General features: G+C 44.7%; 14 protein-coding genes. 3 read left to right on the top strand and 11 right to left on the bottom strand.

Features of this window, described 5'->3' with window-relative positions; translation table 11 throughout:
• The first annotated feature begins 371 nt into the window (after positions 1–371).
• The gene (locus BWX39_RS00860; RefSeq protein ID WP_028905492.1) at positions 372–857 is read left to right on the top strand and encodes a T9SS type A sorting domain-containing protein; all 486 of its coding nucleotides are present in this window, start codon (positions 372–374) and stop codon (positions 855–857) included.
• On the top strand, positions 854–2,152 hold the full coding sequence (locus tag BWX39_RS00855) for a hypothetical protein (RefSeq protein ID WP_028905491.1): 1,299 nt from the start codon (positions 854–856) through the stop codon (positions 2,150–2,152). Before BWX39_RS00860 ends, BWX39_RS00855 begins: the two co-directional genes overlap by 4 nt.
• Positions 2,153–2,576: 424 nt before the next feature.
• On the opposite strand, the gene BWX39_RS00845 is transcribed toward BWX39_RS00855, so the two are convergent.
• The 11 genes from BWX39_RS00845 to prmC form a co-directional block, all read right to left on the bottom strand.
• Positions 2,577–4,436: a sulfatase-like hydrolase/transferase gene (locus BWX39_RS00845; protein ID WP_028905489.1), complete on the bottom strand. Its 1,860-nt coding sequence runs from the start codon at positions 4,434–4,436 to the stop codon at positions 2,577–2,579.
• 188 nt (positions 4,437–4,624) lie between these two features.
• Entirely contained in the window at positions 4,625–5,923 is a 1,299-nt protein-coding gene (gene tyrS, locus BWX39_RS00840) for a tyrosine--tRNA ligase (protein WP_028905488.1), read from the bottom strand.
• 72 nt (positions 5,924–5,995) lie between these two features.
• Positions 5,996–6,244: a membrane protein insertion efficiency factor YidD gene (yidD, locus tag BWX39_RS00835; protein WP_076123150.1), complete on the bottom strand. Its 249-nt coding sequence runs from the start codon at positions 6,242–6,244 to the stop codon at positions 5,996–5,998.
• Positions 6,241–6,684 (bottom strand): ribonuclease P protein component, encoded by a 444-nt coding sequence (locus tag BWX39_RS00830; protein ID WP_028905487.1) that lies wholly within the window; start codon positions 6,682–6,684, stop codon positions 6,241–6,243. The genes yidD and BWX39_RS00830 overlap by 4 nt, the downstream gene beginning before the upstream one ends.
• Before the next feature lie 60 nt (positions 6,685–6,744).
• Complete coding sequence (locus BWX39_RS00825; RefSeq protein WP_014709259.1) at positions 6,745–7,494, bottom strand: uroporphyrinogen-III synthase; 750 nt, start codon at positions 7,492–7,494, stop codon at positions 6,745–6,747.
• Positions 7,495–7,500: 6 nt separating this feature from the next.
• Positions 7,501–8,457 (bottom strand): DUF4271 domain-containing protein, encoded by a 957-nt coding sequence (locus BWX39_RS00820; protein WP_028905486.1) that lies wholly within the window; start codon positions 8,455–8,457, stop codon positions 7,501–7,503.
• Between the two features lie 6 nt (positions 8,458–8,463).
• Complete coding sequence (gene metK / locus BWX39_RS00815) at positions 8,464–9,756, bottom strand: methionine adenosyltransferase (protein WP_028905485.1); 1,293 nt, start codon at positions 9,754–9,756, stop codon at positions 8,464–8,466.
• Positions 9,757–9,921: 165 nt separating this feature from the next.
• Positions 9,922–10,107, bottom strand: coding sequence for a hypothetical protein (locus BWX39_RS12295; RefSeq protein WP_076123148.1), 186 nt, complete (start codon positions 10,105–10,107; stop codon positions 9,922–9,924).
• 73 nt (positions 10,108–10,180) lie between these two features.
• The gene (locus BWX39_RS00805; protein ID WP_028905484.1) at positions 10,181–10,885 is read right to left on the bottom strand and encodes a ComF family protein; all 705 of its coding nucleotides are present in this window, start codon (positions 10,883–10,885) and stop codon (positions 10,181–10,183) included.
• Complete coding sequence (locus BWX39_RS00800) at positions 10,882–11,376, bottom strand: regulatory protein RecX (protein WP_028905483.1); 495 nt, start codon at positions 11,374–11,376, stop codon at positions 10,882–10,884. Before BWX39_RS00800 ends, BWX39_RS00805 begins: the two co-directional genes overlap by 4 nt.
• The gene (gene prmC, locus BWX39_RS00795; RefSeq protein ID WP_028905482.1) at positions 11,373–12,236 is read right to left on the bottom strand and encodes a peptide chain release factor N(5)-glutamine methyltransferase; all 864 of its coding nucleotides are present in this window, start codon (positions 12,234–12,236) and stop codon (positions 11,373–11,375) included. Before prmC ends, BWX39_RS00800 begins: the two co-directional genes overlap by 4 nt.
• A 21-nt stretch (positions 12,237–12,257) precedes the next feature.
• Here prmC and ribD point away from each other — a divergent pair, with 21 nt between their 5' ends.
• Positions 12,258–13,265: a bifunctional diaminohydroxyphosphoribosylaminopyrimidine deaminase/5-amino-6-(5-phosphoribosylamino)uracil reductase RibD gene (ribD, locus tag BWX39_RS00790; RefSeq protein ID WP_036860538.1), complete on the top strand. Its 1,008-nt coding sequence runs from the start codon at positions 12,258–12,260 to the stop codon at positions 13,263–13,265.
• Positions 13,266–13,601 lie beyond the last annotated feature (336 nt).

The raw sequence follows: 13,601 nt of genomic DNA, 5'->3' as shown, positions 1-13,601 counted from the left end.
GTGAGTTTGATGTAAGATTTTGGTGAAGAAGCTTCATTACTTTTTGATTACAAGCGCATTAAATCATAATCAGTTCTTTCTTTAAGAATCTTGTAAATAAGATATGGACGTAATTCTTATAGCGAACTCACTGTATTATTCCTTTTTATAAAGAGTCTGTAGTATTGTTAATTTAATACAAAAATCTTAAGGGAAATTAAGTTTTTCCGAATTTACTTGTACCTTTACAATTCAATAACGCCTTGATACGATAGTGTGTGAATGCTTTCCGTATATAAGGAATTATAGATGAAATCCAGAAAATCACAGAATAGAGAATTGGAAAATCTGCAATTATTATAATTTAAACATTAACTTAGATATCAATCATTATGAAGAAAAGACTATTCTCAATTGTCGTAACAGCCATAATGACGATGGGCTTCTCACAAGTTTATGCGCAGACGCAGCTCGTGGTTACACCACAATCGGGTGCTGTTGGCAAGTATGCCATAACAGACATTCAGAAGATAACCTTCGCTGCTGACGGAATGCACATCATTGGAAGTGCTTTTACAGTAGAACCTGTGTGGAAGTTATCTGCCATTAAAGACATTAGGTTTGTTAAGACAACAGACGGAATCGGTAAAGTAGGCAACAACGAAACGGGGGGAATCAAGATTTCCCAGCGTGGCGATATGCTTTACATCAACGGCTTAAATGCCGAACAAACAGATGTTGCCATCTACGACCTGAAGGGTCGAACTATGTTGCGCACGAAAGTTGCTGACGGCGAAGGCATTGATGCTTCAAGCCTGCAACATGGCGTATTTATTATCAAAGTTAAAAACACAACCTTTAAATTCGTAAAACAATGAAAAAGAACATATTACTTTGCCTTATGGCAATCTTTAGTCTGACAGCGTTTGCACAGACAGAACCTAACCGATTGATAGTATTGGAAAAGACCAACTCTCACAAGGCGTTTATGGTCGACCGCATTGATAACGTTTTCTTTGCAACCGTTGAAGGCAGAGTTGCAGCCGATGTAACCTTTAAAGACTACAAGAGTGGTTCTACCGGCGATACTCTTTGGGTAGCAGTAAAGAAGACACCAGAATGTAAATCGTATAAAATTGCTTGTATCCCACAGTCTGTTTCAAGCAAGATAACTACCGATGATATTGCTGCTTCTTACTTTGAGAGAACCAATCAGACTATGATGCAAGACGATTTCACGAACGCGCAGATGACTGGTTTCGACCAACCATTCAAGGATAATACACCTTACACCATCATTACGATTGGCTTCGACAAGTACGGTGTGGCTTGCAATATGTCGAAAGCAGAATTTACAACTCCTAAGAAACCACTCATAGGAAATCCTAAGGTAACGGGCGAAATCGTAGATGCAACATCTACAACCGTTAAAGCCAAATTCGCAGCCAATGCAGATGCTAAGGGCTATGCAGTTTGTATCTTTGTTGAAGGTAAGGCTAAAGAGCAGTTCGAGCAGTTCGGTCCAATGATGGGACTAAGCAATATGGGCGATATGATTAAGCAGTGGGGTGTACAATGCACTGGCGAATACACACACGAATGGACTGGTTTGCAACCTGACACCAAGTACGAAATCTATGTGCAAGCGTGGGACGCAGCAGAAACCTACGCAGATATGGTTGTTGTTCCAGTTACAACAAAGAAACTTGGTGGCACTGGCGTTGCCAAAGTAAGTATCGAAATCAAGGAGTTTGCAAAGAGTGGCGATAGTTACTACCAACGTGTAATCTACACTCCAAACAGCGAATGTTCAGTACACAGAGACATTATCATTGAAAAGAATGCATACGATAAGCCTGAAATGGGCGAGGAAGGCGTTAAAAATCTGTTGAAGGAAGACCGTGAACAGGACCCATATTGGAACCAATACGGTGTTGATAACGCAACTTGGAACGCAACTCCATCTACAACGTACTATGCTTGCTCTTTGGCTAAGAATGCCAATGACGAATGGGGACCACTCGAAAAGGTTGAATTCACAACTCCAGCTGGCGAAGCTGGCAGCAAGGTTGCTCCTATTCGCATCGTACAAGGAACATCTAAAGGCGTTACACAGATGCCTTTGACAAAGGCTGGAAAGAAGCAATCTGCTTTCCAGATAATTCAGAAGTAACATAAAACAGACGAGCGTGTAAAGTAAACGACGTGTGTCAAGCTATTGGAAAAGTTGGCTTAATACGGTTTACTTTACACGCTTTCTTTGTTTATAATATCGCATTTGCCGATATTATTTTTAGTTGTATCACATTTGAGAATACCCTTGGCTTTGTAAAGATAATTCCGAAGGAAACAGTAATTTCGATTTGGCATTGCGAAAGCGGCTGTTTTGCGATGCAAAACCTATGCTTTTACCGTGCAAAACAGCCGCTTTTGGAATGCAAAACAATAGGTTTTGTAATACACTGGTATATAGCGAGTTACGAAACAAATGCTCTCTTGAAAAATAATTACAGATTTATTGCTTTCTTTTCGCCCATACACAAAGAAATATTGTTGTATTTTACATCTTAGCAGACAGCAATTATTTGTTGTTTCTTTTACTTCTGTTTCTTCTTAAAAAAGCGGTTCATATCCAGTATTACCTCATTCAGCTTACGTGCATCAAGCGGATACTCGTCGATAGAACGCATGCGCTTGTCTAAGATTTTAATGTTGCCTGCACCTCGTTTCTCTATTATTGTACCGTCGGAACGTATGAAAGCGTAGTATAGGTCGCTGCCGACAAGATGCCAATCTCGGGGAGAGGAATCGGAAAGATACTTTCCCATAGAGTAATCGGCGGGCGGATTTTTTATGCCCAATACCTTATGCAATAGCGTTGGCGAAATGTCGTAGTGCGTGGTGCGGTAGTTTCGTCTTGCAGGTTTGCAGTTTGGGTAATAGTAAACCATTGGCACGGCAGTTTGCCAATACGAATAGTTGGAAGCGTGTCCCCAGTAGTTATTGTGGTTTTCGTTAAATTCCTGCCCGTGGTCGCCTGTTATCATCACTACGGTGTTGCGGAGCAGACCTTTTGCTTTGAGTTTGTTGAGTGTCAGTCCTACTAAGGAATCCACCTGTGCCACGCAGTTTCTGTAAAGGTTGAAGAAAGGTGTGGGGTCGGTGTCGTTCGATAGTTTCATATAATCGCACGTTTCCCACGATGGCTGGAAGCGGTAGAGCTTCGATTTCGGAAATTCTATTGCGTGCGCTAAATCGTAAAAGACGAACGAAAAGAAAGGTTTACGCCCATTGTATTTGTCCAAATCGGACAGGAAATTGCGTGTTATTTGTAAGTCTCGTTCGTAGGGTGTCTTGCCTGCAGTCTTGGTATTCAGTCCTTTTACATTCTTGAACAATAGTTTTGCGAATGGCGGATATTCGAGCGTTGCACTCGGATAGGCTTGCACGGTGTAGCCAGCACGCAGCAATTCCTCTATCATAACGGGCTGAACGTTTGCGAACTCGAAACTTTTCCAATAGTAAGCCGAGAGTCCTGTGAACATTCCGAAGATGCCACCACGAGTGGCGTTACTCGAACTGATATGTTTCGTGTAGTATTCTGCTTGCTCTGCAAACTTGTATATGTTGGGTGTGCATTCGCGTGTCATAGTGCGTGGGTTCCAAGAGTCTATGCACAGAATTACGATGTTGAGCGCACTGTCGGGCTTTTCTGCTGTCAATGGGTGCAACGGGTAGTTTACAGCCGCTTCGCTATTTTGAAATCGTATCTGGTTCAGCTTATTTTTGTCTACTATACCTAACTTCGTGAGCAGCGAGTTCATACGTAGCGGAAAATAGTAGGGCAGTACTTCGGTACTTTCTACGATTGAAGTCTTCATCGTCGCGCTACCATAGATGTGCATTGTTTGCGAAGTTAAGGCAATAAGAAATAGTGGGAGCAGAGCCTTGCGATAGAAAGAGGCAATGCGGAGACGTGCGCTTAAAAAGCAAGAAAACCAGCAAAGACCAATGCAAAGTCCAACCAAGCCAATGGCAATGGTGGTTGCTTTCAGTTTCATAGCTGTGGAAAAGACAAATATTTCGGAAGCACCGGGACTTGTCAGGAACTTCAATATCAGTCCGTTGATGTGAAAATGGTAGATGTTGAAGACGTAGCTGTTTGTTACAGCAAGTATAAATAAGAAACTGTAAACCAATGTTAGCACTGCATTGCAGTAACGACGCTTCAGTCCCATCATTTCCATCGGCAAGAAAAGGGCAAAGAAAGGAATAAAAATGAAGAGCCAGGCGTGGGTAAGACACGATGTGGCAAAGTATGTCCACCCTGCAAAGTCCATATAGTCGAGGCTGCTTCCATTGAATATATAAGCGAAAAAGAGAATTGCTAAAGCTAATGTTGCAAGCAAAGCGAAAATGAAACCTTGTTTTAAAGTGGTATCGAAAGAACTTTTCATCGATGAGGATTAAGTTTAGAAGGGTTTGAATAAGGGTTGCAGTGTAAGGGAGAATGGTATTTTTGCTTCAACTATTTGCAAATAAAAAAGACTGTAGATAGAAACGAGGAATGGTAAATAGAGTTGAAATAGTTCAACCTGCATTATCTATTTTCTCATTTTCATCTACAGTCTTTTGCGTTATAAAGTTACTTCACAATTACAAGGAAGTAGTTTTTCTTGCCTTTCTGCACCAATAAATACTTACCGTCGATAAGGTCTTCGGCAGTAATTACTTGGTCGAAAGCTTGCAATTTCTCTTTGTTAAGTGATACGCCACCACCCTTAACAAGTTTGCGCATTTCGCTCTTGCTTGGGAAAATCTGCATACCTTCTTGGTTGAAGATGTCTACTGCAGGCTGTCCGAGCAAGTCTTTAGATACCTCGTAGTGTGGAACATCTTTGAAAACGTCGTTGAAAGTCTGCTCGTCGAGTTGCAGAAGGTTCTCTTTGGTAGCCTTACCGAAGAGAATGTTCGATGCAGCCATAGCCATATCAAGGTCTTCCTGCGAGTGTACCATACGTGTAACCTCTTCTGCCAAACGGCGTTGGAGGCTGCGGCGGCCTGGGTCTTGACGATGTTCGTCTACAAGAGCGTCGATAGTGGGCTTGTCGAGCGAAGTAAATATCTTTATATACTTCTCTGCATCGTCGTCGCTGACGTTGAGCCAGAACTGGTAGAATACGTATGGAGTGGTGCGGTTGCGGTCGAGCCAGATGTTTCCGCTTTCGGTTTTACCGAACTTTTTGCCGTCTGCCTTTGTTATAAGTGGACAAGTCAGACAGTAAGCCTCGGCTTCTTGTCCGAGTGTACGGCGGATTAGCTCTGTACCCGTAGTCATATTGCCCCATTGGTCGTTGCCTCCGAGCTGCAGTTTCACACCAAACTTCTTGTATTGGTATAGGAAATCGTAGCCTTGCAATAGCTGGTAGGTAAATTCAGTGAACGAAAGACCGTCGCTTGCTTCACCGTTGAGGCGGCGTTTCACGCTGTCTTTGGCCATCATATAGTTTACAGTGATGTGCTTACCAACAGTTCTGGCAAAGTCGAGGAAGGTGAAATCCTTCATCCAGTCGTAGTTATTCACCAGTTCTGCCTTGTTGGGCGCATCGCCATCGAAGTCGAGGAACTTGCTAACCTGCTTCTTTATCGCCTCTTGGTTGTGGTAAAGGGTTTTGGCATCAAGCAAATTGCGCTCTTGGCTCTTGCCCGATGGGTCGCCAATCATACCTGTTGCGCCACCGATGAGCAGATAAGGCTTGTGCCCACATAGCTGCAAGTGGCGGAGCATCATAATTCCGCAAAGGTGTCCAATGTGTAAAGAGTCGGCAGTAGGGTCGGTTCCAAGATATGCCGATACCATTTCTTTTTGCAGAAACTCCTCTGTACCAGGCATAATCTGCGCCAACATACCGCGCCATTTTAGTTCTTCAACAAAGTTCTTCATCAATTATTGTGTTTAAAACCCGCAAGGGCTGTATTATATATAATGTATTATTGGAGTGTTTTTATGTGTTGTTTAGGGAACTGGGTCGTATCCGCTTCCACCCCATGGGTTGCATCTTAGTATTCGCCAGATTGCCAATCTGAGTCCTTTAATCGGACCATGTTTCATCAATGCTTGCTTTGCGTACTCCGAACAAGTAGGTGTAAACCTGCAAGAAGGGGGCGTAAAAGGCGTGATAAACCGTTGATAAAACAGAATTGGAACTATCAGTAGCCACGATAATAGGCGCGAAACAGCGTGTAAAACCTTCTGGAACGTCATTCTTGGATAGCCTCCTTTCTGTCTGTTTCCATCTTTTCACCAATGCGTTGGAGCAGATTGCACACCTTGTTTTCTATATCCGCAGATGCGTGAAGCATGTTATCGAGCCATATAAAGGCGAGTAACACCTCCTGATTCGGCATCGGTTGCAGCTTGTCGAGCAAGATGTACTTGTTCTTTCGGTACGCTTCTCTTACCTGTCGTTTCACTCTGTTGCGCTTTACGGCACGTTTAAAGTGCTTCTTTGGTACGCTGACGAGTATCTTTGCTTGTGGTATTGTTGCGTCTTGTGCTTCGTTACGGTCTTTTATCACATATACTACCCGCAGCGGAAAAGCAACCATAGAATGGCTATTCCCCCCATTAAAGAGCTTGTCTATGAGCAGTTTGCTGCATATTCGCTCCTCTTTACACAACGTAAATCTGCGGGTAATAGGCATTGGCGATTAGCTTTTTATGTTTCGGAAGATAATCCGAGCAGGATAATCTCCTATGTTTTCTTACTTCTTCTGCTCTTCCAAGAAGGCACGTAACGCACCTGTCATAGAAGGATACTTAGCTGATGGTGCCTCCAAATCAAGGCGCAGACCTTGGTCTTTCACCTCTTTGGCTGTTGCAGGACCAAATGCAGCTATCTTAATGTTGCCTTGTTCAAAGTCGGGCAAATTCTCTTTTAAGGCACGAACACCCGTAGGGCTGAAGAAAACAAGCATATCGTAGTCGAAAGTTTTCTTCTCTTCCTCTGTAAGGTCGTTGCTAATGGTGCGATACATCACACATTCCTTGTGCTTCAGCTTGTTGTTTGTGAGCATCGTTCCAATGGAATGGGTGTGCACCGAGCTTAACGGAACAAGATATTTCTCGTCCTTGTGCTTTACCATTGTAGGAATCAGGTTGTCTATTTTACCCGAATTACCAAAGAAAATCTTACGCTTTCTGTACTGCGTATATTTCTGAATATAGAGCGCAATCGTTTCTATCACACAGAAATATTTCATCGTTTCAGGAATGGTGATGCGCATTTCCTGTGCCAACTTGAAGTAATTGTCAATGGCGTGGCGAGATGTGAATACCACAGCAGTGTAATCAAGCAAGTTAATTTTCTGCTGACGAAACTCTTTAGACGACAAGCCTTCCACCTTAAAGAATGGGCGAAACACCATTTCTACACCCAAATCTTTGGCTATTTCATAATAGGGCGACTTGTCGCTCCCTGGCTTAGGCTGTGATATTAATATCTTTTTAATCATCGTGTCCTAAAATATTATAGTCAAATAGTTATCGGTATATACCAAGAACCCTATCAATGCTATCAGCGGCATTAATTCTAGGGTGCAAAAGTACAAAATTATTTGCAGACTGGCAGCTGTTCTTTTAAAAAAGATGACATATCCTTGGTAAAAGAGAAGCAATTTGGCTAAACCTACAATGGCTGCTACATAGATGAGCGTATATTGCGCCGATAGCCCGAAATAAATCATCAACAGCACTGCAGGAAGTATGAGCACGCCTTCGGCAGATACGATAAACAAGGTCAGTTGCGACCATTGTTGATTGCTCTTGCGGTCGAAATATACCCAGTTTACAACGGAATACAACAGCTTCTTTATAAGGAAATACCCTAAGAAGATGGCAAAGAAGATACCCACGACAAGCAGTTGCGAATCAACAATGTAGTTGCCGCCATTCTCAGACCGTGTAAACAAGTAGTAGGTAATGCTCAAGAGTAATGCCGTCTGCACTACCAAAAAGACTTGGAAGCGCACTTCGTGTCCTGTTTCGCCTACATTTGTACGACGATAGGGGCGGTGGAAAAGACCCTTTATCTGTCTTACAATGAAGTCGCTTGACATTGATGAGGCTATCATAACCAAGGCAAAGCACACAAGCAGCGTGCCTGCCACAACGTTGTCGTTGCTCACGCTGTAAGGAGCAGGGTCGCCAAGTATGCCGCTATGCGACATTCCGAGTTCTGGACGATAGTATGGATTATCCTTGAAATAGCTTTCTTGAGCAAACTTTACGTCTGTCAGCTTGAAAGGCTTGGGAGCTTTCCATTTCAGCAAACTCTTTGTTCCTTCGGTCTTAACGGTATCTGCCTGTCCAATGCCCGCCTCCCCACGCTCTGTCGTAGCGGTCTTTGCAGACTGCTGAGGTGGAGTTTGCAGCCGCCTTAACAGTGGCGGTGTGGCGATGGAATCGGTTGTTGGCATATTCTTTTACAGTCCGAATGCTTTCTTAATCTCTGCTATTCTGTCGAGTTTCTCCCAAGTGAAGAGTTCCACTTCTACTTCTTTTCTTTCGTGATACAAGCTGGTGAAGGTTTTCTTCACAGTTTCGCTCTTGCGTCCCATATGTCCGTAAGCCGCTGTTTCCAAGTACATTGGCTGGCGTAACTTCAGCATTCGTTCTATCGTCTTGGGGCGAAGGTCGAACATTTGTTTCACTTTCTCGGCGATTTCGCCATCTGTCAGAGCCACGTTGGCACGTCCGTAGGTGTTCACATAGACGCTAACGGGCTGTGCAACACCGATAGCGTAAGCCAATTGCACAAGAATTTCGTCGCTAATGCCTGCTGCTACCATATTCTTTGCGATGTAGCGAGCTGCGTATGCTGCAGAGCGGTCTACCTTCGATGAGTCTTTTCCAGAAAAAGCACCACCTCCGTGCGCGCCTTTTCCGCCGTAGGTGTCTACAATAATCTTACGACCTGTAAGTCCTGTGTCGCCGTGAGGACCACCGATAACGAACTTTCCAGTAGGATTTACAAAGTATTTTATGTTGTCGTTGAACAGTGCCAACACCTTTTCCGACTCTATCTGCGCTTTCACGCGTGGCATCAAAATGTTCAAAACGTCCTCTCTAATCTTTGCCAACATCTCTTCGTCGGCTTTCAATTGAGCCTCGACAGAATCGTCGGCAGGCTTTACAAAGTCGTCGTGCTGGGTAGAAACCACAATCGTATCAATGCGTTGCGGAATGTTGTCGTCGCTGTATTCCACCGTTACTTGGCTCTTTGAATCGGGGCGGAGGTAGGTCATCACCTTTCCTTCTTTGCGTATATCCGCCAAGGTCGTCATTAACAAGTGAGCCAATTCAAGCGTAACGGGCATATAGTTTGCCGTTTCGTTGCAGGCATAACCGAACATCATACCTTGGTCGCCTGCGCCCTGATTGTCCTCATCGGTGCGGTCTACGCCACGGTTAATGTCGGAACTTTGCTCGTGAATGGCAGAAAGAACACCGCAGCTATTGCCGTCGAACTGGTATTCAGCCTTTGTGTAGCCAATTTTATTGATAGTCTTGCGTGTGATGGCAGGAATATCAATGTATTCTTTCGAGCGCACTTCGCCCATAATCACTACTTGTCCGGTAGTATTGAAAGTTTCGATTGCACAACGAGAAGTATCGTCGTAGGCAAGAAACTGGTCGAGAAGAGCATCGCTAATCTGGTCGGCAACCTTGTCTGGGTGCCCCTCTGAAACTGATTCTGATGAAAATAAATATGCCATCTGTTATTTCTTTTTTACGTGTACCTATTATTATAAGAGTGCAAAGTTACGGCAACATATTCGGATAACAAAATAAAAGCAAAAGATTTAGATTTTATTAGAACCTGAAACTATTTAGGTTCAGTAGAAATTGATTGAGGAGCAATTTTCTTTTTACCGCTCAAGTCAGATGCTGAAAAACAACCTCGGTTTTGTAAATATAATTCCGTTAAAAAGTGATAACTGCGCTTTGGCATTGCGAAAGCGGCTGTTTTGCGCTGCAAAACCTACGCTTTTACCGTGCAAAACAGCCGCTTTTGGAATGCAAAACAATAGGTTTTGTAAAATGTTGATAGTAAGGTTGTTATGCAATGATTATGCTTGTAAAAAATGTTTACACGTATTTTCCTTCTTTTCTGCTCATTACGGGGCTATCCAAACCTGTTTATTTGTCGCTTGCAAAGCATAGGGAGAGAATGCTGATTTTTATGTTTGGAACTTTCGTAAGTTCCTTTCCAACGGCTGTCAGCGTTGCGCCTGTGGTAATTACATCGTCGATTAAGAGTACGTGCTGGTTGTTCAGTTTGGCGTTTGTGCGAAGTTCAAAGGCGTTTTCCACGTTTTTGGTGCGTTGCCATAAGTCTTTCTGCGTCTGACTTTCTATAAACGACTTTCTGCGAATGGCTTTTGTAACGATGGGCAGCCCCGTTACGGCACTTATTCCACGTGCTATTTCAAGACTTTGGTTATAGCCTCGCTGAATGGTGCGACGGCGTGTGAGGGGTACGGGCAGCAGGGCAGTAATGCCGTCGAAGAAGTTTTCCGTTGCATATTCGGTTGCAACAAGCTGTCCGAGCTGTTCGCCAATGTCGGGACGGTCGAAGTATTTCAGCTTATAAATAAGGTTGCTTGAGGGCGAGTTGGGCTTGTAAAGGAAGAAAGCAGCGCATTTTTCTATCGGTATTCTGCCCCAGAAAAGACGTGCCAATTCGTTGTCGAAGGGTTGAAGATGGTGCATCGTGCGAGGCAGCGCAATGTTGCAGGCAGCACAAAGAGGTTCTTCGGTAATGCCGAGTCTGCGCCCACAGGCAGGACAAGCACGAGGTGCAACGAGGTCGAGCACACGGGAAAAGAAGCTAATCTGCGTCATTCTTCGTTTATATCGTCTACTATTGAGGCATCGTCTATGCACTGACGAATTAAATCGAGCGTAAAACCACGCCCCATTGCATATTTTATCAGCTTTATGGAACGTTCGTAATCGGTTTCAGCCTTGATGGTTGGATACTTGCTTTTCAGCAGTGGGCGCAGCACATTCAAGTATTCTTCTGGTTCAATTTCGTCGAGAATGGGCTGCGAAATGCTTTGTGGAATGCGCTTTTGCCACAATGCCTGTTCTATTTTTCGGCGTCCCCACTTGTTGAAAGCAATCTTATCGCGCACGAACGAGCGTGTAAATCGTTCGTCGTCGATATACTTATAATCAATGAGTTTGTCGATAATGCGTTCCTGTGCATCGGCTGCAATACCCCATTTGCGCAACTTCTCTGCTATTTCGCCCGAACAATGCTCGCCACGAGCGCAAAGGTCGCCAAGTTTGCGCAAGGCTTCTGTCTCGCTTATTTGTTTCTTTTGTATCATGGGCGTATGGCTTTTACGAATCGTTGTCTGCCGAATTGGTCGTTGCGCACCTCTATTTCGGCATAGCCCAAAGCGTTTAGCATAGCCGAAACCTCGTCGGCAAAGCGGGCATTGATTTCAAAATAGAGTTCGCCACCGTGCGAAAGGGCTGTCGTTCCATATTCTGCAATGGAGCGATAGAAGCGCAGCGGGTCGTCATCGGGTACGAAAAGAGCGGTTGAAGGCTCGTATTCGAGCACGTTCCGCATCATTTCCGTACGCTCGCTGTCGCAGATATAGGGTGGATTGCTTACGATAATGTCGAACGTTTCTTCGGTTGCCGCAAGCTGTAATGCATCTTTCAACTGGAAATTCACCGCTGCTCCCAACCTTATGGCGTTGTCGCGGGCTATCAAAAGCGCGTCCGACGAAATGTCGTAAGCCGTAACAACGGTGTTTGCCATATTCAACGACAGTGTAATTGCAATACAACCGCTGCCCGTTCCTACGTCTAAGATGCGCAAAGGAGCAGGCGGTTGCAAGCCGCAGAAAGGGCAATCGTGGGCAGAAGCTACCCATTCGCAGAGCAATTCCGTTTCGGGACGGGGGATAAGCACGCCCTTTGCCACGCCAAACTGCCGTCCGCAGAACGTAGCCGAGCCGAGAACGTACTGCACAGGTTCGCCCTTTTCCAACCGAAGCATTATTTTTTCGAGTTCGTTGGCATCGTCTGCCGATAATTGCGTAACTTTGTCGGTGTAAATATCGGCAAGCGTTAGCCTGAAATAGTCTTCTAAAACCATTCTAACGATGGCTTTCGCTTCGCTTGTCGGATAAACTTCCGTAAGCCGTTGGCACAGGTTTTGGTAGGTTGTGTACATATTTGCAAAGGTAAAAAATAAATGGAAATGAAGCAAGAGGATATAGACGAAATGTATATGCGCCGCTGTTTGCAGTTGGCAAAGAATGGCAGATTGCAGGCAAAGCCCAACCCTATGGTGGGCGCAGTGATAGTAAGCGGTGAGGGAAAAATCATCGGTGAGGGCTATCACGTGCGTTGCGGAGAGGGGCACGCCGAAGTAAACGCCTTTCGGTCGGTGCGCAGCGAAGACGAGCATTTGCTTTCCGAAGCTACCATTTATGTGAGTCTTGAACCCTGTTCGCACCACGGAAAAACGCCTCCTTGTGCCGATTTAATAGTACGGAAAGGCGTCCGCAGAGTGGTTTGTGGCTGTGTAGACCCCTTCTCGGCTGTGCAAGGGCGTGGCATTGAGCGTATTCGCAAGGCAGGAATAGATGTTACGGTGGGGATCTTGGAGCAAGAATGCCTGATGCTGAACCGTGAGTTTATCGTGCGGAATACGGAGAACCGACCTTACATCTTGCTGAAATGGGCGCAGACCGCCAACGGTTTCATGGGCTATTCGCAAGCTGCTGGCAACGGAAAACCTGCACTGCAGATTTCCAATGCCTTCACAAAAATGCTCGTGCACAAACTCCGTGCCGAGTACGATGCCATTCTTGTGGGGCGCAATACCGAAGAAACGGAACACCCACGCCTTACAGTAAGGGAGTGGAGCGGTAGAAATCCGCAGAAAATCGTAATGTCTTCAACTTATAAGACCAATACTCTGCCAGACGGAACCTTGTGCGTGAACAGTCTGCAACATCTCGTGGAAACCATCAATCGGCGCAACGAAACCGAGCAGAAGATATGCTCTCTCATCGTAGAAGGTGGCGCACGCACGTTGCAATCGTTTATAGATGCAGGACTGTGGGACGAGATTCGTGTGGAAACAGCCCCCTTTACAATAAACAATGGTGTAGCCGCTCCGCACCTTCCCCACAACATTGCCGTTGTGAAAAAAGAGTTTTACGGTAACACCATTGTTACTTATAAGCGTTTGTAAACAAGGTTTTTGAGAGGCAAAGAGGGCTTGTCAGAGTTTCATTCTTAAGAAAACGAATTTCGTTTTGCCACTTATGGCAGGGGCAAAGATATATGGAAAAAGAGCTTTTTGTACGTGTAAGGGCGTGATTTATCACGTTCCTAACACCGAAAAAGAGCAGCGTGGATAAGAGGAACGTGATAAATTGCGCCCCAACAACACGTCCGCATATTCGCAGTACACATAGAGTGGTTTTACAAAGAAACTGCTTTGTTTTTGTAAAGATAATTCTGTTAAAAAGTGATAACTGCGCTTTGACGTTGCGAAAGCGGCTCTTTTGCGATGCAAAACCTACGC

Origin of the sequence: Prevotella intermedia ATCC 25611 = DSM 20706 (assembly GCF_001953955.1) — a bacterium.
Taxonomy (GTDB): Bacteria; Bacteroidota; Bacteroidia; order Bacteroidales; family Bacteroidaceae; genus Prevotella; species Prevotella intermedia.
This window is presented reverse-complemented; position numbering and strand designations above follow the sequence as displayed.